This window comes from Williamsia serinedens (genome assembly GCF_024171725.1).
Taxonomy (GTDB): domain Bacteria; phylum Actinomycetota; class Actinomycetes; order Mycobacteriales; family Mycobacteriaceae; genus Williamsia_A; species Williamsia_A serinedens.
Window position 1 is genome coordinate 298,034 of the sequence record NZ_JAMTCG010000005.1, and the last position, 25,282, is coordinate 323,315.

Sequence of the window (25,282 nt, forward strand, 5' to 3'; positions counted from 1 at the left end):
GACAGTGAGTGACGTTCAGCAGCGCGATTACGACGGCAAAGTAGCCGTGGTCACCGGCGCGGCGTCGGGGATCGGCCGGTCCCTGGCGGTTCAATTGGCGGAGCGGGGTGCGACCCTGGCGCTCTCCGACATCGATGACGTTCGTCTGAAGGAGACGGCGGAACTCTGTCGGGTCGACCACGGATCCACGGTGTCGACATCGGTCCTCGACGTCGCCGATCGTGCGGCGTTCCAGAAGTATGCCGACGGTGTCCAGGCCGAGGCCGGCAAGGTGAACATGGTGTTCAACAATGCCGGTGTCGCTCTGGGCGCCGACGTTGTCGACATGTCCTGGGAGGACTTCGACTGGCTCATGGGCATCAACTTCGGTGGGGTGGTGAACGGTTCGAAAGCCTTTCTGCCGCACCTGATCGCTTCCGGTGACGGGTATCTGGTGAACACGTCCAGCGTGTTCGGATTGATCGGTATCCCGAGTCAGAGTGCCTACAACGCGGCGAAATTCGGCGTTCGCGGGTTCACCGAGGCGCTCCGACAGGAGATGAAGATCAGCCGATACCCGGTGTCGGTCACATGCGTCCACCCGGGTGGTGTCAAGACGAACATCGTGCACAATGCGCGCGGAGTCTCCGAGATGGGCGATTCCGCGACCATTGCATCGATGTTCGACAAGATCGCCCAAAGCACCCCTGAAAGGGCGGCGGCAACGATCCTGAAGGGGATGGACAAGAAGAAGCCGCGCGTTCTCATAGGTGCCGACGCTCGCGGGTTCGACATGGTGGCCAGGGTCGTCGGCCCCCGCTATCAGGACGTCGCGGCGCCGCTCACGCGAGCGGGCTACGCCATCGCTCGCCGGCGGGGAGTCATCAGATGACAGTGGAAGCCGATGCACCTGTTGCTCCTCCGGCGCGGTCGCGGACACTCTCGGTCGCCGGAGTCGTGGCCGAGACGAAGGATTCGGTCACCATCTCCTTCGAGATCCCCGACAGCATGGTCGAGGACTTCAAACACGTCCCCGGACAATTCATCACGATAAAGATCCCGTCAGACCAGACCGGGCATGTGGCGCGCTGTTACTCGCTGAGCAGTTCGCCGTACGTCGACGACTTCGTTCTCCAGATCGGCGTTAAGAGAACAGTTGATGGTTACGCGTCGAACTGGTTGTGCGACAACGCGACCGAGGGTATGGAACTAACGATCCTTCCGCCCTCGGGTCACTTCACGGCCAAGAATCTCGATGTGGACTTCCTCTTCTTCGCCGGTGGAAGCGGGATCACGCCGGTGTTGGCGCTGATCAAGTCCGCCCTCGTCGTCGGCGGGGGCGCCGTGTCGCTGTACTACGCGAACCGCGACGCGGAGTCGATCATGTACGAAGCCCAATTGGCGCAGATCGCCGAGGAGTTCCCCGAGCGCTTCACTCTCGTCCACTGGTTGGAGTCCGAGATGGGCATCCCGTCGGCTGCTGTCGTCGAATCCGCTGTCGACGCGCACAAGGGGTCGCAGATCTACACCTGTGGCCCAGGGGCGTTCATGGACCTGGTCGAGAAGTCAGCCGAGTCTCGCGGTGTCGACCACTCCGCGGTGCACCGTGAGGTCTTTCAGTCGTTGACCGGTGATCCGTTCGACACCGCCACACTCCGTCGGCTTGGCGATGACGACGGCGTGGCGACCGCCACGGTCTACTTGGACGGCGAATGCATCACCATGGAGTGGCCACGCAACACCCCGTTGCTCGACGTACTGCTGTCGAAGGGTCACAACGCCCCGTACTCCTGCCGGGAGGGCGCATGCAGCGCGTGCGTCTGCAAGCTGGTCGAGGGCGATGTCGACATGGTGCAGAACAACATTCTCGTCGAGGATGACATCGCGGACGGTGAGCGGCTCGCATGTCAGGCCCTTCCTCTGACCGATGCTGTGACGGTGAGCTTCGATGACCTCTGAGGTCGCCGGGCTCGCTCCGGTGTCGCGGGATCGTGAGATCGCTTCGTTCGACGGCACGAAGCTGTTCGTGCAAGAGTACGGGCCGGAGGATGCTCCGTTGCTGGTGTTCAGCCACGGATGGGCCTGCCAGGGGCGGTTCTGGCGCCCGCAGATCGAGCATTTCGCACCCAACCACCGCGTGGTCGTCTATGACCAGCGCGGACACGGTTGGAGCGATCGCGGTCGGGTTCCGTTCTCGGCGAGCCTCCTCGCCGATGACCTGGAGTCGGTCCTCCGCGCGGTGGCGACTCCGAGCCAGAAGGCGATCGTCGTCGGCCACAGCATGGGTGGGATGTCCGTGATGAGTTGGGCTGGTGAACATCCGGACTCGGTGTCGGAGTTGGCGCGAGGCGCGATGCTGGCCAGTACCGGGCCGGCAGACCTCGTGAGCCGCTCCACTCTGGTGAAAGCGCCTCGTCGCCTTCGAGTTCGGGCAGAAAGAGCCTTCGCCGCGGGATTGTCCGTCGTGGGTCCCGAGATGCCCGACACACGGTTGTCTCGTGTACTCATCCGTTACGGGACCCTCGGACCGCAGGCGAGCGCCGCTGTGGTCGACGAGTGCGCAGATATCGTGCTGCGATGTCCGCCGCAGGTGCGCGGTATGTGGGGCGGTGTGCTGGCGACGATCGACGTCAGTCGGGGGGTCGACGCATTGTCCGTCCCGGTCACCGTCATCGTGGGCGGCTCCGACAGGCTGACACCGACGGGTCATTCGGTGGACCTCGCTCTGCGCCTCGCGACCCGCGGCCTTTTGCATGAAATGGTGCGCGTCGCGGGAGCCGGGCACATGGTGAATCTGGAGTGCACTCACGAGTTCAACAACGCACTGGAGAGATTGGGTAGTGCAGTGTGACAGGCGTCGTTCATCCCTGGTGCCTTTGATATGATGGCGGGAACATGTCTGTTGTCCGCCGTATCTCGGCAGCCCCCGTAGAGGTCCAGCGTCGGGTTCGTGATGCTCGCAGCACGCGCTGGGACTCTCACCGGACCGTGGTCAAAGCCGAACTGGTCGACGCCGCGATCCGTGCGATCGAGAAGTGCGGCGACGGCGTCAGCATGGACGACATCGCGGCGGAGGCGGGCGCCTCGAAGCCGAAGCTGTACCGACACTTCGGGGATCGAGCGGGCCTGTACTCCGCCATCGCCGCTCGCCTTGGATCGATGATCTGGGATTCGGCGCAATCGACACTGTTCGCCGACACGGAGGGAAGCTCCGTAGACGACTTGTTCCAGTCGTCGATCGCAGCTTATGTGGGACTGGTCGATGACCACCCCGTCCTGTTTCGCTTTCTCATGACGAACCACATGTTCGACGGTGCACAGTCAGCCGACGGAAACGCCGCGGAGCAGTTGCGCTCCGTGATGGACATAGTGTCCGGCGAGTTCGCACGGAGTCTGCGGCGCGTGGGTGCGGACGAGTCTCTCGTGACCCTCGCCGTCGCATCCATCCTGGGAGCGGGCGTCTCCGCCACACGATGGTGGATCGATCAGGGTCGATCCGGATCAGTGAGCCGGTCACTCTTCGCCACCCACATCCTCGAGACCTCTTGGGGCATCATCGACGGCGCGGCTGCGTCAGTGGGTGTTCGTTTCCGTCGAGACGTGCCATTCGGGGATCCGGACTTCGCGCGTCCGCTAGCCGGTCTGTGATGTGTTCGGCTCACTTGCTTTGTCTGCAAGGCTCACTGCGGCCTTCTCTAGCGAATTTCTCAGAGTCTGTTCCGCTTCGGGCAGAGCCGCCACATGGGTGATCACGGATCGAAGTCGCTCAGACGCGTGCAAATCCCTATGTACCGCCGCGCGCGCCACCGCAGTCCATGATGACGCCGCTCGATGGGCGTCGGACGCGAGGTCGGCGGTTGCCTGATCCCCTGTCAGGCGTGCGATCTCATCGCATCCTTCCGCCAGCAGTCGGCGGAACAAACCGCCGCCGGTACCTGCCTTCTCGATGAACGCGCCGAGGCTGAACAGGTGCATCTCGAGTTCGTCGCCGGACAGGGTCTCCCAGCTGAGGACGTCAACGGCGAGAGCGCCGGCCGCGTCGAGGCCGTGCGAGCCCTGCTCTGCGGGGCCTGCGATCGTCGACCCGCTCGGAGTGCTCAAGCTTTCGGCGGATTGTGCGAACGCCTGTGCCGCCACCTCGTGAATCGAAGGAGGCGTCTGCGGCCAATCGATGTGAAACAGCGTGTGTCGGGTCGGCTCAGGGAAGGAGGTCGAGCGGCGCGCGCGTGCGAGTGCGTCCAGTGGGATGCGTTGAAGGTCTTGACGATCGTTGTCGGCGATGTATGCGACGCCTTGTGCCCGATCGTAGCCGACCACCACGATGTCGTGGCGGCTCATGCGCAACTGGACCCGCAGATAGGGGAGTTCAGCGATCTCCGCCCAGACCAGTGCAGGGCGGCCTTGATCGATCTCGCCACGAAGGTTCTCCCAACCCTCGGCCGGGTCGTCGGTGGCGAGCACCTCTACGGTGCCGCCCAGACGGCGGGGGAGGTCGACCTCGAAACCAGGTCCTCGTCCGACCAAGTACACGGGTGGCATCAGCGCGTTTGATCGAATGTAGGTGAGGGAGAGGGCTCCGCCGAGGGCAAAGACGAGGCCCTCGTCGGGTGGTCCGTCGTAGCCGAGCCCGGTCCACTCCATCAGGTCTCGCATCGCACCGGACCCGCAGTGGCCACCCATGCGGTGCGGGTAGGGGTCGATCAACGAGGGGCCGGACATCGTCACGAGTCTCCTGTGTTGGGGCGTGAATGAAATGCATCCTTCGGCAGTGCACGCCTCGCGAGTATCAGAGGGCCGTAGGCTTCTGTGAGGGCCGCAAGGATGTCGTCGAGAGGCAGGTCGTCGAACACACCTCTCTCGCGGACGTACTCCATGTGTGTGGAGCCGTCCGCGGAGTGAGCGTGGAGCAACGCGTCGCTGTCGCCGGTGAAGTCGATCGGGGCAACTCCGAACCGTGCGCACAGCTCCGAATTGAACGCGGGTGTCGCCTTGAGCCACCGGCCGTCGATGTAGACGTGGCTGTACCCGTGATAAACGAAGACGTCGGTTCCCATCAGCTCACGCAGTGTGCCCGTTTGTAGGTGGTTGCGGACGTCGGCGAAGCCGAGCCGCGCTGGGATACGCGCGGCGCGGAATGCGGCGGTGAGCACGACGGCCTTGGGGACGCAGTATCCACGTCCGGATTCGATGATGTGGCTCGCCCGGTAGTGCTCCGGGTCGTCGGAGACGCTGTACGGGTCGTAGCGGATCTCGTCGCGCACCGCGGCGAACAGTCGGCGGGCCTTGTCCCGGTCGGTGTCCGCGGTGCCCACAGCCTCGCGAGTGAAGGTCCGAACGGTGGCGTGGTCTATGTCGAGAAAGCGCGAGCGCGCCAACGCCGCTGCCGGCCTGTTCGCGGTCATGGGGGAGGTGTTCACGAGGTGGCTCCGATCAGTTCGGCCCTGTCGATCGACGAGCGCTGCGCGATCGCGCGCTTGGCAGTCATGAAGTCCTGGGGCCGGTTGATGCAGTCAGCCGCGATCAGTTCGCGGTCGCGGAAGTAGTAACAGGTGAAGCCGCGGTCGTGGGCGGGATCACCGCTGAGAAGTACCTCGTCGTACCCGGTGTTCAGCCCGGCGATCTGCAGCTTCAAGTCGTACTGGTCGGACCAGAACCACGGCAGTGACGAGAGAGCCGAGTCGTTGCCGCAGATGGTGGCGGCCGCGACCTTGGCCTGCTCGGTGGCGGCTGCCACACATTCGAGACGGGCGCGACGGCCGTACCGCTCGATTGGGTGGCTGACGCAGTCGCCGGCCGCGAGGATGTCGGGGTCGCTGCTACGAGCGCGGTCGTCGACGAGGATGCCGTTGTCGACGTCGATGCCCGCAGCTGCTGCGAGCTCCGTGTTCGGAATGACGCCGACGCCGACGATGACCAGTTCAGCGGCCAGCGTCTCTCCGCCGGCGAGGACAACGCCGGCGACGCGTTCGTCGCCGCAGAACCCTTCGACGATTGTGTCGGTCCGTACCTCAACACCTTTCTCGCGATGAATTCGCTCAAAGAATTCCGACACGACGGGCGCCGTGACACGTTCGAGTACGCGTCCTGCCGCCTCCAGGACGGTGACCTCGACACCCAGTGTTCGAAGCGAGGCCGCTGTCTCCAGGCCGATGTACCCGCCGCCGACGATGACGACCCGCGAACCCGGGACCGCGGCGGCGCGGATGGCCTCGACGTCGGTAGCGGTGCGCAGATAGTGCACGCCCGGCAGGTCGGCACCGGGGACCGGCAGTGCGCGAGCTCGAGCGCCGGTGCACAGGGCCAACTTGGAGTAGGGCACCGCGTTGTTGTTGCCGAGAGTGACGGTTCGTTCTGCACGGTCGATCGAGGTCACGGTTGCGTCGACGAGTTGGATCCGTTGCTTGTCGTAGAACTGGTGGCTGCGGATCGCGACGTCGTCGAGATGGCAACCGCCAGCCAGGTATGCCTTGGACAGCGGTGGCCGCTGATACGGCAGGCGGCCCTCGTCGCCGATCAGCAGGATGTCCCCAGCCCACTTCTCTTTGCGCAGATTGGCCGCCAGCTGTGCGCCGGCGTGGCTGGCGCCGACGATCACGACCCGATCAGCGGTCACTTCTCCTGCTTGGGGGTCAGACGGACCATCATCTTGCTGATCCCGCGAACGAAGTTGGACTGCACGTACTCTGGATCACCGACCACCTCGATGTCGTCGAAGCGCTCGAGGAGTTCTTCCCAGAGAATGCGTAACTGCAATTCGGCCAGTCGGTTTCCCATGCAACGGTGCACGCCGAAACCGAACGCGATGTGGTTGCGTGCGTTGGATCGATCGATGATGAGCTCGTCCGGGCGGTCAAACACCCGCTCGTCGCGGTTGCCGGAGGCGTACCACATGACGACTTTGTCGCCTGCGCGGATGAACTGACCGTTGAGCATCACGTCCTTCTTGGCGACCCGGCGCATGTATGCCAGCGGGGTTTGCCACCGGATGATCTCCGACACGGCATTGGGGATCAGATCCGGGTTGGCTTTGAGTTTCTCGAACTGCTCGGGAAACTCGTTGAGAGCCAGCACTCCGCCGCTCATCGAGTTGCGGGTGGTGTCGTTGCCGCCGACGATCAGCAGCACGAGGTTCCCGAGGAACTCCATGGGGCTGTCGTCGAGAAGGTTGTTGGTGTCATCGTTGCTCTGCAGCATGGTGATGAGGTCGAAACCGGGCTCTTCGCCTGCCGCGGTCCGAGCGGCCTTGTCTCGCCACAACGCACTCAAGCCCTGTGCCATCGCGACCATCTCGCGAAAAACCTTGTCGTTGTCCGATGGTCCGCCGTTGGCCTGCTCCATCGACGTGGCCAGATCCGACCACTGGACGAGTTTGTGGCGCTGCTCGTAGGGGTAGTCGAGCAACGTCGCGAGCATCCGCGCGGTCAGTTCAACCGACACGGTCTGGACCCAGTCGAACGGTTCGTCGAGCGGTAGCTCGTCGAGGACCTCCCGGACGCGGGAGCGGATGAGGCCCTCCATCTCGCGCAGGTTCTTCGGTGCGACGACTCCCTGGACGGCGGCGCGCTGCTTGTCGTGCCGCGGCGGGTCCATGGCGATGAACATTGCGATGTCCATGAATCGGGGCGGCCGACCGATGATGATGAACGGTTCGGCGGAGAACGCGTCGTGGTTCTTGTCGACAGCGATGATGTCGGCATGTCGAGTGACCGACCAGAACGGTCCGAAGGGACTGCGGGGCTGGAAGTGAACGGGCGCCTCATTGCGCACCCGCTCGAAGTAGGACCGCCACATGCCCTGTCGGTAGAGAAATGGGTTGCTCAGATCGATGTCGGTGAGTTCGACGTCCTCGACCGGCGGGATGGGGGTCTCGGTGAAGATCTTCTTGCCGTCGGTTCGAGTGACGATCCGGCGGGTCTTGTCATAGACGTGGGCGCCACGGATCTGTAGATCGATCGGGATCATGGACTGCGCTTTGTCGGCGAGGGCAGTTGCGATGCTCATAGACGTTGCTCTTTCGCTCTAGCCGTTCACAACTGGAACTCGGGAAGGCGAACGGTCAGACCGTCCCACTCGTTGCTGGCGGTCATCTGACAGGCCAGTCGCGAATTGGCTTCACGCTCGGGATGCATGCTCAACATGCCTTCTTCGACGTCTGTGCTGTGGCCGACGGTGTCGATCCACGCGCTGTCGACGACGACGTGGCACGTTCCGCATGCCGCCTCACCGCCGCAGTCGCCATCGATGCCCGGTATCGCCTCGTCGACTGCGATCTGCATCAGTGACCTGCCGGGGGTCACCGGCGCGGGGTAGTCCTCGCCGTCGTGGGTCACGTAAGTGATCGTGGCCATGGCCACCTCCTGATTCGTGGGTCGTGGAAGTGAGTGTGCGCGCGGCGGATGTGCCTGATCCAGGCTCGGACGTCGCGATGTCTTGTTAATTTGGCTCATGTGAGCCTTGTCGAGTTGGGGATGCCGCCGCTGGCGTTCGCGCAGCTCGTCGACAGCGGTGCCCTGGGCGCGGCGGAGACGCGGGCGTTCGGACGCATCATGGCCCGCGAGGGCGTCGATCTCGCGGCCGTCATTGCGCGACAGGGCCAGGTACCTGTCCGGTGGTTTCACGAGGTGTATCCGGCGATGGACGCTCAGCAGGGGTTCCGGTTGGGTGTGGCGTTCGCCGAGCACGCCCAGCTGACCTCGTTCGGTCCCCTGAGTTTGCCGCTGGTCAGTGCGGGTTCCGTCGTCGAAGTTGTTCAACTGCTTCAGTTCTTGCCCCTGATATCGACCGCGTTGAGCACCGAGTTCCAGCACGGAGAGTCTGGACTGACGATCGCTCTGGCCGGGCGCACCGACAGCGCCGGCACCGATTGTTTCGCCGTTACCTACGGTGGTCTGGCTGTCCTGCGGTTGGTGGACATGCTCGCCGGTGCCGTCCCTTCCGTGGAGCTTCATCTGACGTGCCAGGCGCCGTCTGACCCGATCGTCGTGGGTGAGGTCGGCCATCGGATCGTTTTCGACGCGCCTGCGGCGTTCGTGCACATACCGGCTGCTGTGCTCCACGACGTGTGCCGTTTCTCCGACCCTGTGGCCTACCGGATCGGTATCGCCGAGCTTCGACGCGTCTACGAACAGCGCAGGCCCAGTTCCTACACGCAGCTGGTCCGCGCACAATTCGACGCCGATCCTGCGCGCGCTGACGGCACTCGTATCGCGGCGGAGCTCTCGACATCGGTGAGCACACTCAAGCGGCGCCTGCACGCCGAGGGCACCACCCTGCGCCGCCTGCGGCAGCAGTTTGTTCAAGAACGAGCGACAGCGCGACTGCTGGATCCTGGCATCGGTGTGGGCGAGATAGCCGCAGAACTGGGGTACTCCGACGTCGCCAGTTTCTCTCATGCGTTTACACGGTGGGTCGGGTGCTCCCCGACTCAGTTCCGCCGCGCACCGGGGAATCAGCAGGCAGCGCCGGGCACCTGAGCAGGTCAGTCCGCGCGGAGGAAATTAACGAAAAAGGTGTCCACCGTGGAGGTGTCGGCGTAGCGCGCGAAGTGCGTGAGGTCGACTTTCACGAACTCGCCGGTGGCGGAGAAGTAGGTCTCGCCCTCCACGGTCCCGCTCGCCCCGATGTGCAGGATGTGATCGACGTCCTCGTCGATCCACGCCGTGAGGCGTACTGGCAGGTGCAGGGGCACCGGTCGGCGGTACTTGACGGTCAACGTGCGCGTGACGGCCGGGGTGCCGGCGATCCACAGCGTGAATCCCATGATGTCGTCGCACGCGGCCGAGATGGCCCCTCCGTGCGCCAGGCCGGGTCCACCAGCATGCTTTTCGGTGAAGGAGTGATCGGCGAAAACTCGGTCCTCGTCGCGGTAGACCTCGAGCTGCAGGCCGCTGGCATTGTCCGGCCCGCAGCCCATGCACGATGGGGAGTGCGCGGGCAGTCTGGCGGGTGCTGACATCACAGTCCTCGAATCGATGCTCGTGCCGGTAGCGGACCGCTACCGACGGTATCGTTGGCAGAATGCCACATCTGTGGTGGACCAACAGCGAGGAGAGCGCGGGTGGCGGTGAGCATCGATGGCCTCGACGACGTCGATCCGCGGCGGGTTCGGTCCCGAAACCGGCTACTCGACGCCACGGCGGTGTTGCTGCGCAGCGGGGGAGTGGAGGCTGTGACCGTCGAGGCGGTCACCAGCGTGTCGCGGGTTGCCCGCACAACCCTCTATCGGCACTTCGGCAGTACCACCGATCTGGTGGCCGCCGCCTTCGAGCGTTTGCTGCCCCAGGCCGATGGCCACGAACTGTCGGGCTCGGTGCGCGAGGACCTGATCCGGTTGATGGACCGTCAGGCGGCCGTGATCGAACAGGCACCGCTACAGGTCACCACGGTCGCGTGGTTGGCGATGGTGCCTGAACGGGCCGGCGAGCAGAGCAACGCCCTTGCCCCACTGCGTGCGCGGGTGGTCGATCACTACCGCGAACCGTTCGACCGAGTACTCACCAGCGCCAGTGCCGTCGACGAACTCGACGATTTCGACCTCACTCTGGCCATCACCCAGCTCGTCGGGCCACTGATCTTCGCCAAACTCACCGGGATCCGGGCCGTCGACGCCGATGACCGCCGCCGCATCGTCGACGACTTCCTGACGGCGCATCGCCGCCTGCCCTGACCGCTCGAACAATCCACGCCCAGTCCGAAGACGAGCGATCGCCGCACGGTTTTCGCTACATCCTGTAGCGTACCGATCCAGCTAGTTCCGTTTCCGGCAGGAGTGGTGTTGATGGTGGTGCACCACCCTTTACGGCGATCGGCCGGCGCGCGGTCGGAACGCGCGGAATACAGCGCCACGCTTGCGCGGGTGGCTCGGTACGCGCTGGCGCACAAGGTTGTCGTCGTCGGTGCGTGGCTCGCGGTGGGTGTGGTGTTGGCGCTGGCGTTCCCGCAGCTGGAGACGGTCGTGCGCCAGCAGTCGGTCGACCCGATCCCTGCAGGGGTGCCGTCGTTTCAGGCATTCGACCGGATGGGCACGGCGTTCGGTGAGAAAGGCGCCAAGACAACGGTGTTCATCGCCATGGAGAACCGTGGCGGCCTCACCCCGACGGTGCGCGCACGCTACGACGAGCTTGTTCGGGAACTTCGTGGCGCCACCGCCGATGTCTCTTCCGTCCGCGACCTGGTGGGGGATCCGACGACGGCGTCACAGGCGGTGAGCCGCGACGGGACGGCCTGGTACCTGCCAGTGGGGCTGACCGGGACGCTGGGCGGCCCTGCCGCCACTCGCGCCCTGGAATCCGTGCGCGACCTCGCCGATCGTTCCTTCTCCGGCACCGGCACCACCGTGCACGTCACCGGGCCCACGGCCACCTTCAGCGATCAGATCGTCACGGCCGAGAAAGACCTCGTGGTGATCACCGTGGCCACGGTTCTGCTGATCGCGTTCATCCTGCTGGTGGTCTACCGGTCGCTGTTCACCGCACTCGTACCCCTGCTGGTGATCGGGATCAGTCTCGGCGTTGGGCGCGGTGTGGTGTCAGCGCTGGGCGAGCTCGGAATGCCCGTCTCACAGTTCACCGTCGCGTTCATGACGGTGATCCTGCTCGGTGCCGGCGTGGACTACACGGTCTTCTTCATCAGCCGCTACCACGAGCGACTACGGTCGGGCGCCGAGCACGCACCGGCACTCATCGACGCCACCGCCACGATCGGGCGCGTCATCCTCGCCTCCGCCGCAACCGTCGCCCTGGCGTTTCTGGCAATGGTGTTCGGGAAACTGAGCGTCTTCTCGACTCTCGGACCGGCATGTGCGATCGCGATCGTCATCGGATTCCTCGCAACGGTCACCCTGCTACCGCCGGTCCTGCACGCCGCCTCCCACCTCGGGTGGGGTGCACCACGCGCGGACCTGACACGGCGCTACTGGAACCGCATCGCGGTCCTCGTCGTGCGGCGCCCCGCCTCGCTGCTGGCAATGACACTGGTCGCACTACTCGCCCTCGGCGCAGTGGCGTTGGGCATCACCATCACCTACGACGACCGCAGCGGACAACCCGCCACCACCGACAGCAACGAGGGCTACGCGCTGCTCGACCGGCACTTCCCGACCAACACCACCGTCCCGGAATTCCTCGTGATCCAGTCCCCGACCGACATGCGTACCGCGAAAGGGTTGGCTGACCTCGACGACCTGGCATCACGAGTCGCGCAGGTCCCGGGAGTGACCCGGGTCGTCGGCGTCACCCGACCCACCGGCAGCCGCCTCGAGCAAGCCCAGCTGTCCTGGCAGAACGGACAGATCGGTGACCGACTCGCCACGGCAGTCAGTGACGGCCGATCACGCACCGGCGACCTGTTCCAACTCCGCGACGGCGCCGACCAACTCGCAACCGGACTTGCCACGCTCGACAGCCAGATCCGCGCCAACCTCACACCGCTGTCAGGGATTCTCGACCAGGCCACGACCGCAGGACAACAGATCCAGCAGTACCGGCCACTGCTCGGCCAACTCCGCACAACCGCACCCGCACTGGACCAACTCACCGCGCAGGCACCGCAACTGGCCACCGCAGCACGGCAGGCATCCGACGCTCTGAGTCTCGTGAGCGCCGCGCGGCCCTTACTCGACAACGCTCCCTGGTGCGCTCCGATCCCGCAGTGCGCCGCCGTCCAGCAGCAGCTCCGGACCCTGAGCACACTGCGGGACTCCGACTTCCTCCCCCAAATCGGCGCACTCTCCGGTCAACTGAGCAACCTGGGCACACCCATCACCACCATCACCACGCAACTCACCACCGCAGTCGACACTCTCGACACCACGCTGGGTGCTGTCACCGCCCGCGACCTCCCCGCTCAGCTCGCCCAGCTCCAGGATGGGGTGAGTCAACTCGCCGCCGGCTCCCGCGCCATCGCCGGGGGAGTGGCCGCACTCGTCGACAGCAACCTGCAACAGCTCGCCGGGATGGCCACGCTCGCCGCGCAACTGCAGACCACCGCCCGGGAAACCCGCGGCTCGGACGCCGCCACAGGCTTCTACCTACCGCCCGACGCGTTCGCCAACCAGAAATTCTCCGACGTCGCCGCGCAATTCGTCTCCCCAGACGGACGCACAGTGCGCTACGCCATCCAGAGCGACGCCGATCCATACAGCAGCCACGCGATCGAACTCACCAACACCATCACCACCGCGGCCCAGACAGCGAAACCCAACACCGCCCTACAGAACGCATCGGTGTCGCTCGCGGGATTCCCCGCCATCAACGCCGACCTGCAACGCCTACTCAGCCACGACTTCCGACTCCTGGCCCTGGCCACCCTCATCATCGTCGGCGTCATCCTGATCGCACTCCTCCGAGCACTCATCGCACCGCTGTACCTGCTGGGAACCGTCATCCTCAACTATGGCGCCGCACTCGGCATCGGGGTGCTGATCTTCCAACACATCCTTCACACCGAGATCGCATGGCCAGTACCGCTTCTCGCGTTCATCGTGCTCGTCGCCGTCGGCGCCGACTACAACATGCTGCTGATCTCCAGGCTGCGCGAGGAATCCCACCGCAGCATCCGCATCGGAGTCCTACGAACCGTCACCAACACCGGCTCCGTCATCACCTCCGCCGGCCTCATCTTCGCGGCCAGCATGTTCGGACTCATGGTCGGCTCGATCGCCATCATGACCCAAGTAGGCCTCATCATCGGTGTCGGACTACTCCTCGACACCTTCATCGTCCGAACCATCGTCGTACCCGCAATCGCCACCCTCGCCGGACCTGCGAGCTGGTGGCCAGGCAAACACGGCGTGACCTGACTCGGGTATGCCATCGGGAGGCTTGGCCGGAGACGTCGACTTTGCGCGCCCATCGGAAGGAAGTGTGCGTCAGACAGAGTCGCGCCCGTCGTCGAGCTTCCTTGATGTCCAGAACGGTGATGCGATGACCACATCGCCATGCTGGAGAATGTAATAAAGTTGTGCCGCAACGCGTTTGATGTGCCGCCGCAGCGTGCGGCACACTGATTGAGCAACCCCTTCGAACAAAGGATTCTGATGTCCACTTCTCGTCGTATCGCGACCACCGGAGCGTTCACCCTGCTCGCCGGTGCCGGCATCGCCTTCGCCGCCGCCCCGGCGTCCGCCGCGCCGCTCGCCTGCCCCGCCCTGCCGAACCAGACGTCGGTCACCGACAACTGCTCGGCCACGTCGTCACCAACCGGCACCTCGGCCGGCATCGGTGACACGAAGGGTGCCGCGTCGGCCGACGCCAAGGCCAATGGCCTGTCGCTGGCGATCGGTCTCGGTGGTGGCAGGGCCACCTCGCAGGCTCAGAACTTCGCCGCACCGGCGGCGATCGCCTCGGGTCGGGGCGCGATCGTGAACCTGACAGGAGTGAAGCCGGGCCTCGCGATCGGCATCGCCGGCCCCGGCGCGACCGTCACCGTCACCGGCACCTCGGCCGCCACCTGCACCGGCGGTCAGGGCTTCGCCGGCGACTTCCAGACGTTCTCGGGTTGCATCAACCTGGGTAATGGTTCGATCCCGCTCGGCAACCGCTGAACGCGCAGCCGTACACATGCTCCGTGACACGGGATGCGGCGTGACCACCCACACTGTGTGACGGGGTGCGCTTCGGTGACAGACGCCGAGCGGTCATCTCACCAAGATCGCGGCGGGGGAAGATGCCGACGATGAGCGTTCTGCAGTCGGTCGGACCGACGATGTCAATAATTGCGTTCTGATGTCGTCGGTTCGGCCGTCCGGCGTCGGGCGCGTGCGCAGCGCATCCCCGACATGTGACCTTCCGGAAGGGTAGAGCCGCCCCCTCTTCGGTCGTGCTCAGCCCGGCAAGACGAGAGAGCGCTATCGTCCCGTCGTGGCGGTCAGCGGCGGCTATCGATGCGCCGGAGACGGTGTGTCTCCACGTGAGTTGGTCTGAGATATCACGGCAGGAACGATCTGAGCCGGACACCGGCGTCGGCCAGCGCCGAGGCGACGGCGCGGGCGTGCTCGATCGCGCCCGGGGTGTCACCGTGCAGGCAGATGGAGTCGACGTCGACCGACACGACCGTCCCGTCGACGGCGACCACCTCGCAGGCGGTCACCATACGGACTGTGCGCGAACAGATCTCGGCGGTGTCGGTGAGCACCGCTCCCTCGGTGCCGCGCGGGGCGAGTGACCCGTCGGACCGATAACCACGATCGGCGAAGCCCTCGGCGATCACGCGGAGTCCGGCCTCGCGCGCGAACCGCGCTGCGACCGAGCCCGGCAGCGTCACCAGCGGCAGGGTCGCGTCGACCGCAGCGACCGCCGCGACGACGGCCCGCGCCTGGTCTTCCTTGTGGACGATCGTGTTGTACAGCGCGCCATGCGGTTTGACGTAGTCGACCCGACCGCCCACCGACCGGGCGATGCCGTCGAGCGCGCCGATCTGGTAGATCACGTCGGCGGCGAGGTCGTCCGGCGCTGCGTCGACGAAACGTCGCCCGAACCCGACGCGGTCGGGGTAGGAGACCTGCGCCCCGATCCGCACCCCGGCGGCGACCGCCGCGGCGCAGGTCCGTCGGAGTCCCGCGGGGTCACCGGCGTGGAAGCCGCAGGCGACGTTCGCCGACGTCACCACCGACAGCAGCGCCTCGTCGTCGCCGAGGCGCCACACCCCGTACCCCTCGCCGAGATCGGCGTTGAGATCGGTCCGCGGAGTGGCCATGAGCACAGGCTAGTGTCGATCCATGGGACACGCTGACACGCTCGTGACCACCGAGAACGGTGTCGTCGACGGGGTCGCGCACGACGGACTGCACTCCTGGCGCGGGATCCCCTACGCCGCACCGCCGATCGGGGAGCGGCGCTTCCGGGCGCCGCAACCCCCGGTCGGCTGGCGGGGCGTCCGTCGCTGCGTCAGCTTCCGCAACGCGGCACCGCAGGCACGTCGCTACACGACGACCGGCATCAACAAGCACCAGCCCGTCAGCGAGGACTGCCTCACCCTCAACATCATCGCGCCGGCGCGCCGCAGCGGTCCGCTGCCGGTCATGGTCTTCATCCACGGCGGCGCCTACATCCTCGGCTCGTCACAGACCTACCGTGGCGACTCGCTGGTCCGGGCGACCGGCGTCGTCTACGTGTCCATCAACTACCGCCTCGGCGCGCTGGGCTACCTGGACCTCACCGGGTTCTCCACCGAACAGCGACCGTTCGACGGCAACCTCGGCCTGCGGGACCAGCTCGCCGCGCTGCAGTGGGTGCAACGCAACATCGCCGGGTTCGGCGGCGACCCCGACAACGTCACCGTCTTCGGGGAGAGCGCCGGCGGCAACGCCGTGACCACCCTGCTCGCGACGCCGTCGGCGGAGGGACTCTTCGCCCGCGCGATCGCGCAGAGCTCGGCACCCGCGCTCACACTCCCGCAGGAGTGGGCGACGACGTTCGCCGAGACCTACGTCGACATCCTGGGCGAGACCCACGACGACCCGGTCGCCGCCCTGCACACCGCGACACCGGGTGAACTCGGTCGCGCCGGAGATCGTCTCGCGCGCAAGGCAGGCAAGCTCGTCCCGGGCGCGCAGCCGTTCGGCCCGACGATCGACGGCGTGCTCCTGCCACAGGACCCCATCGACGCCGCGGCCGACGGGCGCACCCACCCGGTCCCGCTGATCATCGGGACGAACCGCGTCGAGGCCAACCTCTTCGCCAAGGTGTTCCCGGTGTTGCCGACGTCGCCCGGCGCGGTACGCCGGTCGCTGGAGGGGGCCCGTCCCGAGGTCCGGGATGCGATCCTCGCCGCCTATCCCGGCTTCCCGGAACCCGCCGCGTGCCGGAAGATCATGGGCGACATGATCTTCTGGGCGCCCTCGGTGGCGATCGCGGACGGTCACAGCCGACACGCGCCGACGTACATGTACCGCTACGACTACTCGACCCGCATCCTCGACTGGGCCGGCTTCGGGCCGACCCACGCGATGGAGCTGATGGCCGTGTTCGGTCTCCTCACCTCACCGTGGGGGAGGCTGTTCACCGCGGCCGGTGACAAGCACGGTGCGCGACGCGTCACCGAGGCCGTGCAGGCCGACTGGGGATCGTTCGCGGCGACGGGTGCGCCGCGGTCCGGCTGGCCGCGCTACGACACGCAGACGCGGGCGGTACGGATCATCGACGACCCGCTGCGCGTCGAGTTCGATCCGAAGGCGCAGCGTCGCGAGGCGTGGGCCGGGTACCGCTCGTACTCAGAGGTCCCACTCGGCGGGGGGATCTCCGGCGAGGAAGGACAGCATCAGCGGGTTGAAGACGTCGGGTGACTCCAGCGGCAGCAGGTGCGTACCCGGCAACACCGCTGCCCGCGCGTCGCCCAGCGCGTCGACCACGTCGAGCGTGTGCGCGACGGTGACCTCGTCGCGATCACCCTGGATCACCAGCGTCGGCGTCTCGACCTCGGCGAGCGTGGTGAGGTCGATCTCGGGTTCCGACGTGATCATCTCCATGGTCTTGCGATGGATCTCGGGGAAGTGGTCCGGACCGTCGGGGCTCACCGCGTCGTACTCGGCCGACAGGAACCGCATCGTCTCCGAACCGACGAGCAGCGAGTCGGTGATCCCGTCGGCGACCTTGCCGTCGCTGTTGAAGTACTGACCGACGAGCACCATCCGGTCGACCAGGTCGGGGCGTCGCCGAGCGACGAGCAGCGCGACGACCGCGCCGTCGCTCCAGCCGACCAGTCGTGACGGTGCGCCGAGCACGGTGTCGAGGTAGGTGATGGTGTCGTCGGCCATGCGTGAGTAGTGGAACGGTCGCGCGTCGTCGGGGGAGTGGGCGTGCCCGGCGCGTTCCGGAGCCAGCACCCGCCACCCGGACTTCAGCAGTTCGGGGATCTGCGCACCGAACGACGACGCCCCGGCGAACGCGCCGTGGAGCAGGACGACGGGGCTGCCGTCGCCGGAGTCGAAGTGCCAGATCGGGTGGCCCCCGACGTCGACGTAGCAACCACCGTCGACACAGTCGCCGGGCCGGACGGTGCGGCCGTCGTCCTCGGGGGCGGCGGGACCAGGCTGCGTATGGTCGACGGCAGGCCGAGTGGGCATGGCGAACATGCTGGCAGATCCCGGGGAGAGGCGCGGACATCGACATCCGATCGACACCTTGCTCGCGACGGGCGTCGGCGTCTGCGGTCGGGGCCCTCGTGCTGATCGCGGTGTCCGCGTGCGGTTCGCCGGGCGCAGGCGAGACCGCGTCCGCACCGTCCTCGTCGTCTGGTCCGCCGGCCGTCGTCACGTCGTCGCTGTCGCCTGCCGCGCCGCCGTACATCGATCGCGTCGTCTGGGTGGACACCCCGTCGGGCCGCAGCCTGCAGGTGTACCCGACGTCGTCGGGCCGACGCGCCCAGGGCGACGGCGACGCGGCAGAGGCCTGGCGGGAGGTCCTCGCCGACGACCCGACCGCGGGGACGCCCGGCATGCAGGCGCAGTTCGACTGTCACTGGACCTTCGCCCGGCTCGTCGAGCCGGACAAGCCCAGCTGGAACCTCGAACCCTGGCGGCCGGTCGTCGACCAGCAGCAGATGATCGCGGCGCGCTGCAATCCCGGCGGCCCGGAGGTCTGATCCGTCGGCGGTACGGGGACCGTTCGCTACTATCTGCGTATGCATGCAGATAAGAAGGTCTGCCGCCGAACCCTCGCCGACGACCAGGTCGCCCTGATCGTCGAGGTCTTCCGGATGCTCTCCGACGCCACTCGCGTCCAGGTGCTGTGGGCCCTCGTCGACCGCGAGTGTTCGGTCACCGAGCTCGCCGAGAAGGTGGGCAAACCGGCGCCGTCGGTGAGCCAACACCTCGCGAAGCTGCGGATGGCGCGGCTGGTCCGCACCCGCAAGGAGGGCACGACCGTCTTCTACCGACTGGAGAACGATCACGTGCAGCAGATGGTCGTCGACGCGGTCTTCAACGCCGAGCATGCCGGGCCCGGTGTCCCCGGACATCACCGTGCCGACGCGCACGCCGAGCTGCCCGGGGTCGTCGAGCCGATCCGGGACGTGTCGGGGCGATGAGCGACCACGCGCACGACCATCACCATGCGCACGACGACCACGACCATCACCATGCGCACGACGGGTACGACCATCACCGCGCGCAGGGGGTGTGGCGGTTCGTCCCGCACGCGCTGACCCCACACAGCCACGACGCCGCCGACCGCATCGACGACGCCGTCGAGGGAAGTGTGCGAGGCATCAGGGCCGTCGGGATCAGCTTCGCCGTCCTGTTCGCGACCGCGCTGGTTCAGCTGGTCGTGACCCTGCTGTCGGGATCGGTGGCGCTGCTGGCCGACACGATCCACAACTTCTCGGACGCGTTCACCGCGATCCCGCTCGCGCTGGCGTTCCTCGTCGGCCGCCGCTCACCGACCCGTCGCTACACCTACGGTTTCGGACGCGCGGAGGACCTCGCCGGTCTGGTGGTGATCGTCATGATCGCGGCCAGCGCCGTGCTCGCCGGGTACGAGGCCGTCCGGCGCCTCGTCGACCCCCTGTCGCCGACGCACCTGCCGTGGGTCGCCGCGGCCGGGGCGATCGGGTTCGTCGGCAACGAGCTCGTCGCGCAGTACCGGATCCGGGTTGGTCGGGCGATCGGCTCGGCCGCGCTCGTCGCCGACGGTCAGCATGCGCGCACCGACGGGTTCACGTCGCTGGCGGTGCTCGGCGGGGCGGCGGGCACGGCGCTCGGTGCGCCGATCGTGGACCCGATCGTCGGGTTGGTCATCACCGTCGCGATCGCCGGTGTGCTGTGGACGGCCGGTCGGGACGTGCTGCGGCGGCTGATGGACGCGGTCGATCCCGCGGTGGTCGGTGAGGCCGAGCGGGTCGTCGGTGCGGTGCCGGGCGTGCTCGGGGTGGCCGGCGTGCGCATGCGCTGGATCGGCCACCGGATGCACGCCGAGATCGAGGTCGACGTCGACGAGTCGGCACCGCTGAAGGACGCCCACGCCACCGCGCACCGCGCCGAACGCGAACTCGTCGACCACGTCCCCGGGGTCTCGTCGGCGCTCGTGCACGCCTATCCAGGACATCGCGTCGCCTGACGCTCCGCTTCTGGTGGCGTCGCCCGGCGAACGCTCCACTCGTAGGGTCCCCGCTCCACATACAGGGAGTCGCCGGGCCAGACGCTCCACATGTTCGAGGACGCTCCGGATACTTCCGGAGCGTCCTCGAACACGTGGAGCGGGAACCCTGTAGGTGGAGCGCGAACCCTGGAAGTGGAGCGTCAGCTCGCTGGGGCGGTCGTGGCGGCCGGGGCCTCGACGAGCGCGCGTCCCGACGCGCGGCGCCGTCGACTGCCGACGACGCGGCAGACGACGTAGATCAGGAACGAGATCGACGTGATGACCGCCGACGACGGCACGTTCGGGGACAGCGAGAGGATGAACCCGCCCAGTGCGGAGATCTCGGCGAAGACCACCGACAGCACCACGACCCGCGCCGGTGACGCCGTGAGACGCACCGCGGCGGCGGCGGGGGTGATGACGAGCGACATCACCAGCAGCGCCCCGATGATCTGCACGCACTGCGCGACCGCCGCGCCGAGCAGGACCGCGAACACCACCGACAGGGTCCGTGTCGGCAGTCCCAGCGACTCGGCCACGACGGGGTCGGTGCTCGCGAAGAGCAGTGGCCGCCAGATGATCGCCATTACGGCGAGGACGATGGCGGTCGTGACGGCCACGGCGATCAAGCCCTGTGACCCTACGGCGACAACCTGACCGGCCAACAGCGCGAACGCGGTACCGACCTTGCCGTACAGCGACACGAAGAGGATCCCGAGTCCGAGCCCGAAGGCCATGACGACCCCGATCACGGAGTCGCGCTCCTTGGCGCGGTAGCCGAGCAGCCCGAACACGACGGCGGCGACGATCGAGCCGAGGATGCCGCCGACGTTGACGCTGAACCCGGCGAGCAACGCGGCGGCAGCGCCGGTGAAGGACAGTTCGGCGGTGCCGTGCACGGCGAACGCCATCTGCCGCGATACGACGATCGGACCCAGGACCCCACCGAGGATGCCGAGGAAGAACAGTGCGGCCAGGCTCTGCTGGACGAACTCCTTGGTCAGCAGGAAGCCGATGAGCGACGGGTCGAAGACGCTGGCGTTCACCGGCCGGTCTCCGGAACGACCTCGTTGGTGCCCGGCACCTGGCCGGCGTCGACCTGCCCGTGACAGGACGCGTCGTCGGCCCCCACCACGACCAGTCGACCGGCGACCCGGAGCACCTCGACGGGGCTGCGATACAGCTCGGTGAGTGTCTCGGAGGTCATCACGTCGGCGGTCCGTCCGATCCGGAACCGGCCGTCGACGAGGTACACGACGCGGTCGACGAAGGGCAGGATCGGCGTGATCTCGTGGGTCACGAACACCACGGCGGTCGACGCGGCGCGACGGCGGCGGTCGATGAGCTGGGCGACGCGGGCCTGGTTCTTGGGGTCGAGAGACAGCAGCGGCTCGTCGCAGAGCAGGACCGCGGGGTCGGAGGCGAGTGCCTGCGCCACCCGCAGGCGCTGTTGTTCACCGCCTGACAGCAACCCCAGTGGCGCGTCGGCGAATGCGCGGGCGTCGACCTGGTCGATCGCGGCGTCCACCGCTGACCGACGAGCCGCGCGGCGGCGGAACCCGACACCCCATCGCGCGCCGTCGACGCCGAGCCCCACGAGGTCGCGACCGCGCAGGGGGACGTCCTCGTCGTGGGGGCGCTGCTGCGGGACGTAGCCGACGGACCCGGCGACGCGCACCTCACCCGCGTCGAGGCGGTATTGGCCGAGCAGGGTGCGCAGCAGCGACGTCTTCCCCGAGCCGTTCGGGCCGAGGACGGCGATGAACTCTCCGGGCGCGATCGTCAGGTCGAAGTCGCTCCACAGCACACGGTGCCCGAAACTCAGTCGTGCGCCGCGGATCTCGACGGCGGGCGCGGTCACCGGGACCGCGGTGGAGTCGGTTCCGCGCTCACTTCGCGACCGCGGAGGCGATGGCGTCGACGTTCGTCGTCTGCCACGCGACGTAGCTCGACACGCCCTCGGGCAGTGTCTCGGAGATCTTCACGACCGGCAGGCCGTTCGACCCGGCGACCGACAGCAGCCGCTTGGTGGTCTCGTCGACCGCCTGCACGTTGTAGAGCAGGGCGGCGACCTCCTTCTTGCCGATGAGGTCCTCGGTGGTCGCGATCGCCGCGGCGGGCGGATCGTTGCCCGCCTCCACGGCGTCGGTGAACGCCGACGGCGTCGCGTCGACGAGACCCGCCTCGGCGAGGAGGTACGCGGCCAGTGGTTCGGTCTGCGCGACCTTGACGCCCGAGTGGGCCGCCTTGATCTGCGCGGCCTTGCCCTCGAGCTCGTCGATCTGCCGGCCGAACGATTCTGCGTTGGCCCGGTAGGCGTCGCGGTTCGGCGGATCCTTTTCGGCCATGGCGTTCGCGAGATCCGACGCGACGGCCTTCACGACCGCGAAGTCGTAGAAGAAGTGCTCGTTGACCTGTCCCTCGCCGGTCGGGGCGTTCGGGTTCGCCTTCTTGTAGGCGTCGAAGGCACTGATGACGGGGGTGTCGGGGTTCTTCTGCGCCTTGTCCATGTAGGCGTCGTAGTCGGCGCCGTTCTCGACGATGACGTCGGCGCCGCTGATGGTGGCGGTGTCCTGCGCGGTCGGCTCGAACTCGTGGGGGTCGCCGTCGGGGGAGGTGTAGATCGACCGCACGCCGGCCTTGTCGCCCGCGACCGCACTGGCGACCGCACCCCACACGTCGGTCGACGCGATCACGTTCAACGTGCCGGGTACCGCGGGGCCGGTGTTGCCCGAGCATCCCGACGCGGTGACCACCACCGCGGTGGCCACGGCCACCGCCGCGACACCCGCCCGCACACGTCCTGCCCTGTCGCGCAGCCTCATCATCTGGACTCCTTCGCCGTCTCGGTCGGAAATGGTAACCGTTGTCAAGAAGGCCTGCCCGCCCGGGACCCGGTTGCCGGCGCACCCCTCGTCGCGTCGGCCACCGGGTGTGCCGCTACACCGCGACCGTCACGCCGGTCGCGGTGACGTCCATGACGCGTGCGGTCGGGATGTCGAAGAACATCCCGGCGACGAGCACCCGTCCGTCGGCGATCGCCCGACCCACCAGCGGATGTCGCTGCAGTGTCTGCATCTGGACGGCGACGTTGACGATCGCGAGCTGGTCGATCTCGCCGAACCCGGCGTCGGCGGCGCTGCGGGCGGCGGGGTGCCCGCTGCGGAACGCCGCCAGGCTGCCCCGGGCGTTGCGCAGCCACGCGCCGACCGCCCCGACGGGCTCGTCGTCGGCGAGCAGCCCGGTCATCGCTCCACACGACGAGTGGCCGCACACGACGATCGAGCTGACGCCGAGGTGCTCGACCGCGAACTCCAGCGCCGCCTCGACCGACGGGTCGGTGTGGGGCTCGGTGGGCACGAGGTTGCCGACGTTGCGGACGGTGAACAGGTCGCCGGGACCGCTCGAGGTGATGACGTTCGGCACGAGCCGCGAGTCGGCGCACGTGAGGAACAGCGTGTCGGGGTCCTGACGGTCGACGAGGCCCGCCATCAGCTCTCGCATGTGGTCGACGTCGTCGCGGTGATAGCGGTCGACGCCGGTGCGGATGGGACGCAAGGCCGGGCTCTGGCCGTCCGGCGCGAGCGCCACGGCGTCATGCCGAGGACGCGGCGTCGGACCTGGTGGCGACGCGGCGGGGCGGTGGAGGCGTCGGCGAGCAGGGCCATCCCCGTCTCCTCGACGACGACGGTGCCGCCGCCGGCCTCGTGCGCCCAGGTCCAGTCGCCGATCAGCTCCGACGCGGCGTGGTCGAGGAAGTCGGCGTCAATCGAGATGGTGACGTGCGCGCCGGCCGGGACCTCGGCCAGTGCCCGGTTCAACCGGGGGAGTGACAGGAAGCTGAGCGACCCGCGGATCGCGACCTCCCACTGTCGGGAACCGGGCGTGCCGAACGGCTGCGACGTGATCGAGGCGCGGACCACGCGCCACACCACGATCCCCACGGCGAGTGCCAGGCCGATGCCGACGCCCTCGAGCAGGTTGAGGAACACGACGCTGAGGATGGTGATCACGTAGACGACGAGGTCGCCGGTGCGCAGGGCGGTGCGCATGTGGGCGAGCTTCACCAGCTGCACACCGATGACCACGAGCAGGCCGGCCAGCGCGGCCATCGGGATCTGTTCGACGACGGCGGTGAGCATCACCGCGAACACGAGCACCCACACGCCGTGCAGGATCGCCGAGGCGCGCGTGCGCGCACCGGACGCGACGTTGGCGGTGCTGCGGACGATGACGCCGGTGATGGGCAGTCCGCCCGCCATGCCGGAGACGATGTTGCCGGTGCCCTGCCCGAGCATCTCGCGGTTGAAGTCGGTCCGCGGACCGGTGTGCATCTTGTCCACCGCGACCGCCGACAGGAGTGACTCGACGCTCGCGATCAGGGCGACGGTGATGATGCCGAGGACCACCGCACCCCAGTTCCCGGATGGCAGTTCGGGCAGGGCCAGCGCCTGGAAGAAATTGCCGTCGAGCGAGATCCGGTCGACCGAGAGTCCGGCGGCGAGGGAGACCGCGGTGGCGGCGACGATGGCCACCAGCGGGCCGGGCACCTTGCGCACCGATGCCGGCAGCGACGGCCACCCCAGCATGACGACCACGACGATGCCGCCGACGAGCAGTTCGGGCCACGAGACGTCGGCGATCGATCCGGGGAGTGCGGCGACGTTCTCCCACGCCGAGCTCTGCGTGGTGCCGCCGAGCAGCACGTGGATCTGCTGCAGGGCGATGGTGACGCCGATGCCCGCGAGCATCGCGTGCACCACCACGGGCGCGATGGCCAGCGCGGCCGACGCGATCCGGCTGAGCCCGAACAGGATCTGCAGGACACCCGCGCCGACGGTGATGAAGGTGGTGACCTTCCAGCCGAACGTGGCGACGAGTTCGGCGACGACGACGGTGAGGCCGGCGGCGGGACCGCTCACCTGCAGGGGAGCGCCGCCGAGGGCGCCCGCGACGATACCGCCGACGACGGCGGCGATGAGGCCGGCCATCACGGGCGCGTCGGAGGCGATGGCGATGCCGAGCGAAAGAGGAAGTGCGACAAGGAAGACGACGAGCGACGACGGCACGTCGTAGCGGAGGACATCGCGGAGGGACGCCGGCGACAGGGCGGCTGGTCGGTGCATGACCGCAACGTACGGGCGAATTGTTAAAGCGATCTTAAATCGTTTACCAAGAGACATAAATGACTCGGAAGTCTGGAGCGAGCCCGATCGGGACCCCGGCGGGAC

23 protein-coding genes and 1 pseudogene are annotated in these 25,282 nt (G+C 67.4%); 12 read left to right on the forward strand and 12 right to left on the reverse strand.

The window, feature by feature from the left end; translation table 11 throughout:
• The first annotated feature begins 4 nt into the window (after positions 1–4).
• From LX12_RS14905 to LX12_RS14920, 4 genes are read left to right on the forward strand one after another with little or no spacing between them, the layout of a single operon-like run.
• The gene (locus tag LX12_RS14905; protein ID WP_253655362.1) at positions 5–871 is read left to right on the forward strand and encodes an SDR family NAD(P)-dependent oxidoreductase; all 867 of its coding nucleotides are present in this window, start codon (positions 5–7) and stop codon (positions 869–871) included.
• Positions 868–1,938: a ferredoxin--NADP reductase gene (locus tag LX12_RS14910; RefSeq protein ID WP_253655363.1), complete on the forward strand. Its 1,071-nt coding sequence runs from the start codon at positions 868–870 to the stop codon at positions 1,936–1,938. The genes LX12_RS14905 and LX12_RS14910 overlap by 4 nt, the downstream gene beginning before the upstream one ends.
• Positions 1,928–2,830, forward strand: coding sequence for an alpha/beta fold hydrolase (locus LX12_RS14915; protein ID WP_253655364.1), 903 nt, complete (start codon positions 1,928–1,930; stop codon positions 2,828–2,830). The genes LX12_RS14910 and LX12_RS14915 overlap by 11 nt, the downstream gene beginning before the upstream one ends.
• A 44-nt stretch (positions 2,831–2,874) precedes the next feature.
• On the forward strand, positions 2,875–3,627 hold the full coding sequence (locus LX12_RS14920; protein ID WP_253655365.1) for a TetR/AcrR family transcriptional regulator: 753 nt from the start codon (positions 2,875–2,877) through the stop codon (positions 3,625–3,627).
• On the opposite strand, the gene LX12_RS14925 is transcribed toward LX12_RS14920, so the two are convergent.
• From LX12_RS14925 to LX12_RS14945, 5 genes are read right to left on the reverse strand one after another with little or no spacing between them, the layout of a single operon-like run.
• Positions 3,613–4,698 carry a BtrH N-terminal domain-containing protein gene (locus LX12_RS14925; RefSeq protein ID WP_253655366.1) on the reverse strand — a complete coding sequence of 362 codons (1,086 nt, stop codon included), beginning with the start codon at positions 4,696–4,698 and terminating at the stop codon, positions 3,613–3,615. The two genes, LX12_RS14920 and LX12_RS14925, sit on opposite strands and share 15 nt — an antisense overlap.
• Before the next feature lie 2 nt (positions 4,699–4,700).
• Positions 4,701–5,396, reverse strand: a complete 696-nt coding sequence (locus tag LX12_RS14930; RefSeq protein ID WP_253655367.1) for a transglutaminase-like domain-containing protein — start codon at positions 5,394–5,396, stop codon at positions 4,701–4,703.
• Positions 5,393–6,592, reverse strand: a complete 1,200-nt coding sequence (locus LX12_RS14935; protein ID WP_253655368.1) for an NAD(P)/FAD-dependent oxidoreductase — start codon at positions 6,590–6,592, stop codon at positions 5,393–5,395. Before LX12_RS14935 ends, LX12_RS14930 begins: the two co-directional genes overlap by 4 nt.
• Positions 6,589–7,980, reverse strand: a complete 1,392-nt coding sequence (locus LX12_RS14940) for a cytochrome P450 (RefSeq protein ID WP_253655369.1) — start codon at positions 7,978–7,980, stop codon at positions 6,589–6,591. The genes LX12_RS14935 and LX12_RS14940 overlap by 4 nt, the downstream gene beginning before the upstream one ends.
• A gap of 26 nt (positions 7,981–8,006) precedes the next feature.
• Positions 8,007–8,327 (reverse strand): 2Fe-2S iron-sulfur cluster-binding protein, encoded by a 321-nt coding sequence (locus LX12_RS14945; protein WP_253655370.1) that lies wholly within the window; start codon positions 8,325–8,327, stop codon positions 8,007–8,009.
• Positions 8,328–8,426: 99 nt separating this feature from the next.
• On the opposite strand from LX12_RS14945, the gene LX12_RS14950 reads away from it, so the two are divergent.
• Complete coding sequence (locus LX12_RS14950; protein WP_253655371.1) at positions 8,427–9,452, forward strand: AraC family transcriptional regulator; 1,026 nt, start codon at positions 8,427–8,429, stop codon at positions 9,450–9,452.
• A gap of 5 nt (positions 9,453–9,457) precedes the next feature.
• Here the strand turns inward: LX12_RS14950 and LX12_RS14955 are convergent, their stop codons facing one another.
• Entirely contained in the window at positions 9,458–9,934 is a 477-nt protein-coding gene (locus LX12_RS14955) for a PaaI family thioesterase (RefSeq protein WP_253655372.1), read from the reverse strand.
• Between the two features lie 102 nt (positions 9,935–10,036).
• Between LX12_RS14955 and LX12_RS14960 the strand changes: the two genes are divergently transcribed.
• The 3 genes from LX12_RS14960 to LX12_RS14970 all read left to right on the forward strand — a co-directional run bounded on the left by LX12_RS14960 (position 10,037) and on the right by LX12_RS14970 (position 14,521).
• Entirely contained in the window at positions 10,037–10,645 is a 609-nt protein-coding gene (locus LX12_RS14960; protein WP_372505037.1) for a TetR/AcrR family transcriptional regulator, read from the forward strand.
• 111 nt (positions 10,646–10,756) lie between these two features.
• Positions 10,757–13,777: an MMPL/RND family transporter gene (locus LX12_RS14965; protein WP_253655373.1), complete on the forward strand. Its 3,021-nt coding sequence runs from the start codon at positions 10,757–10,759 to the stop codon at positions 13,775–13,777.
• A gap of 237 nt (positions 13,778–14,014) precedes the next feature.
• Positions 14,015–14,521 carry a DUF6764 family protein gene (locus LX12_RS14970; protein WP_253655374.1) on the forward strand — a complete coding sequence of 169 codons (507 nt, stop codon included), beginning with the start codon at positions 14,015–14,017 and terminating at the stop codon, positions 14,519–14,521.
• 383 nt (positions 14,522–14,904) lie between these two features.
• On the opposite strand, the gene LX12_RS14975 is transcribed toward LX12_RS14970, so the two are convergent.
• Positions 14,905–15,672, reverse strand: a complete 768-nt coding sequence (locus tag LX12_RS14975) for a LamB/YcsF family protein (RefSeq protein WP_253655375.1) — start codon at positions 15,670–15,672, stop codon at positions 14,905–14,907.
• Between the two features lie 22 nt (positions 15,673–15,694).
• Here LX12_RS14975 and LX12_RS14980 point away from each other — a divergent pair, with 22 nt between their 5' ends.
• Complete coding sequence (locus LX12_RS14980; protein ID WP_253655376.1) at positions 15,695–17,260, forward strand: carboxylesterase/lipase family protein; 1,566 nt, start codon at positions 15,695–15,697, stop codon at positions 17,258–17,260.
• Here the strand turns inward: LX12_RS14980 and LX12_RS14985 are convergent.
• Positions 17,189–18,040: an alpha/beta fold hydrolase gene (locus LX12_RS14985; RefSeq protein ID WP_253655377.1), complete on the reverse strand. Its 852-nt coding sequence runs from the start codon at positions 18,038–18,040 to the stop codon at positions 17,189–17,191. The genes LX12_RS14980 and LX12_RS14985 overlap by 72 nt on opposite strands.
• Positions 18,041–18,138: 98 nt before the next feature.
• Here LX12_RS14985 and LX12_RS14990 point away from each other — a divergent pair, with 98 nt between their 5' ends.
• Genes LX12_RS14990 through LX12_RS15000 form a run of 3 tightly spaced genes read left to right on the forward strand, consistent with a single transcriptional unit; the run spans position 18,139 to position 20,030 of the window.
• The gene (locus LX12_RS14990) at positions 18,139–18,558 is read left to right on the forward strand and encodes a DUF2599 domain-containing protein (protein ID WP_253655378.1); all 420 of its coding nucleotides are present in this window, start codon (positions 18,139–18,141) and stop codon (positions 18,556–18,558) included.
• A 39-nt stretch (positions 18,559–18,597) separates the two neighbouring features.
• Positions 18,598–19,002, forward strand: a complete 405-nt coding sequence (locus LX12_RS14995; protein ID WP_253655379.1) for an ArsR/SmtB family transcription factor — start codon at positions 18,598–18,600, stop codon at positions 19,000–19,002.
• Positions 18,999–20,030, forward strand: a complete 1,032-nt coding sequence (locus tag LX12_RS15000; protein WP_253655380.1) for a cation diffusion facilitator family transporter — start codon at positions 18,999–19,001, stop codon at positions 20,028–20,030. Before LX12_RS14995 ends, LX12_RS15000 begins: the two co-directional genes overlap by 4 nt.
• A gap of 182 nt (positions 20,031–20,212) precedes the next feature.
• On the opposite strand, the gene LX12_RS15005 is transcribed toward LX12_RS15000, so the two are convergent.
• The 4 genes and pseudogenes from LX12_RS15005 to LX12_RS15020 form a co-directional block, all read right to left on the reverse strand.
• A complete protein-coding gene (locus tag LX12_RS15005) occupies positions 20,213–21,097 on the reverse strand; it encodes a metal ABC transporter permease (RefSeq protein WP_253655381.1) in 885 nt (294 codons plus the stop codon).
• Positions 21,094–21,912 carry a metal ABC transporter ATP-binding protein gene (locus LX12_RS15010; RefSeq protein WP_253655382.1) on the reverse strand — a complete coding sequence of 273 codons (819 nt, stop codon included), beginning with the start codon at positions 21,910–21,912 and terminating at the stop codon, positions 21,094–21,096. The genes LX12_RS15005 and LX12_RS15010 overlap by 4 nt, the downstream gene beginning before the upstream one ends.
• 28 nt (positions 21,913–21,940) lie before the next feature.
• Entirely contained in the window at positions 21,941–22,879 is a 939-nt protein-coding gene (locus LX12_RS15015) for a metal ABC transporter solute-binding protein, Zn/Mn family (protein WP_308214019.1), read from the reverse strand.
• 112 nt (positions 22,880–22,991) lie between these two features.
• Positions 22,992–25,177: pseudogene (locus LX12_RS15020) on the reverse strand (SulP family inorganic anion transporter).
• Between the last annotated feature and the right edge of the window lie 105 nt (positions 25,178–25,282).

Excerpts from the sequence above, each read along its gene's own strand:
- LX12_RS14910 (WP_253655363.1), top strand. The coding sequence starts at position 868 with ATGACAGTGGAAGCCGATGCACCTGTTGCTCCTCCGGCGCGGTCGCGG.
- LX12_RS14915 (WP_253655364.1), top strand. The coding sequence starts at position 1,928 with ATGACCTCTGAGGTCGCCGGGCTCGCTCCGGTGTCGCGGGATCGTGAG.
- LX12_RS14920 (WP_253655365.1), top strand. The coding sequence starts at position 2,875 with ATGTCTGTTGTCCGCCGTATCTCGGCAGCCCCCGTAGAGGTCCAGCGT.
- LX12_RS14925 (WP_253655366.1), bottom strand. The coding sequence starts at position 4,698 with ATGTCCGGCCCCTCGTTGATCGACCCCTACCCGCACCGCATGGGTGGC.
- LX12_RS14940 (WP_253655369.1), bottom strand. The coding sequence starts at position 7,980 with ATGAGCATCGCAACTGCCCTCGCCGACAAAGCGCAGTCCATGATCCCG.
- LX12_RS14945 (WP_253655370.1), bottom strand. The coding sequence starts at position 8,327 with ATGGCCACGATCACTTACGTGACCCACGACGGCGAGGACTACCCCGCG.
- LX12_RS14955 (WP_253655372.1), bottom strand. The coding sequence starts at position 9,934 with ATGTCAGCACCCGCCAGACTGCCCGCGCACTCCCCATCGTGCATGGGC.
- LX12_RS14965 (WP_253655373.1), top strand. The coding sequence starts at position 10,757 with ATGGTGGTGCACCACCCTTTACGGCGATCGGCCGGCGCGCGGTCGGAA.
- LX12_RS14970 (WP_253655374.1), top strand. The coding sequence starts at position 14,015 with ATGTCCACTTCTCGTCGTATCGCGACCACCGGAGCGTTCACCCTGCTC.
- LX12_RS14975 (WP_253655375.1), bottom strand. The coding sequence starts at position 15,672 with ATGGCCACTCCGCGGACCGATCTCAACGCCGATCTCGGCGAGGGGTAC.
- LX12_RS14980 (WP_253655376.1), top strand. The coding sequence starts at position 15,695 with ATGGGACACGCTGACACGCTCGTGACCACCGAGAACGGTGTCGTCGAC.
- LX12_RS14985 (WP_253655377.1), bottom strand. The coding sequence starts at position 18,040 with ATGCCCACTCGGCCTGCCGTCGACCATACGCAGCCTGGTCCCGCCGCC.
- LX12_RS14995 (WP_253655379.1), top strand. The coding sequence starts at position 18,598 with ATGCATGCAGATAAGAAGGTCTGCCGCCGAACCCTCGCCGACGACCAG.
- LX12_RS15000 (WP_253655380.1), top strand. The coding sequence starts at position 18,999 with ATGAGCGACCACGCGCACGACCATCACCATGCGCACGACGACCACGAC.
- LX12_RS15015 (WP_308214019.1), bottom strand. The coding sequence starts at position 22,879 with ATGATGAGGCTGCGCGACAGGGCAGGACGTGTGCGGGCGGGTGTCGCG.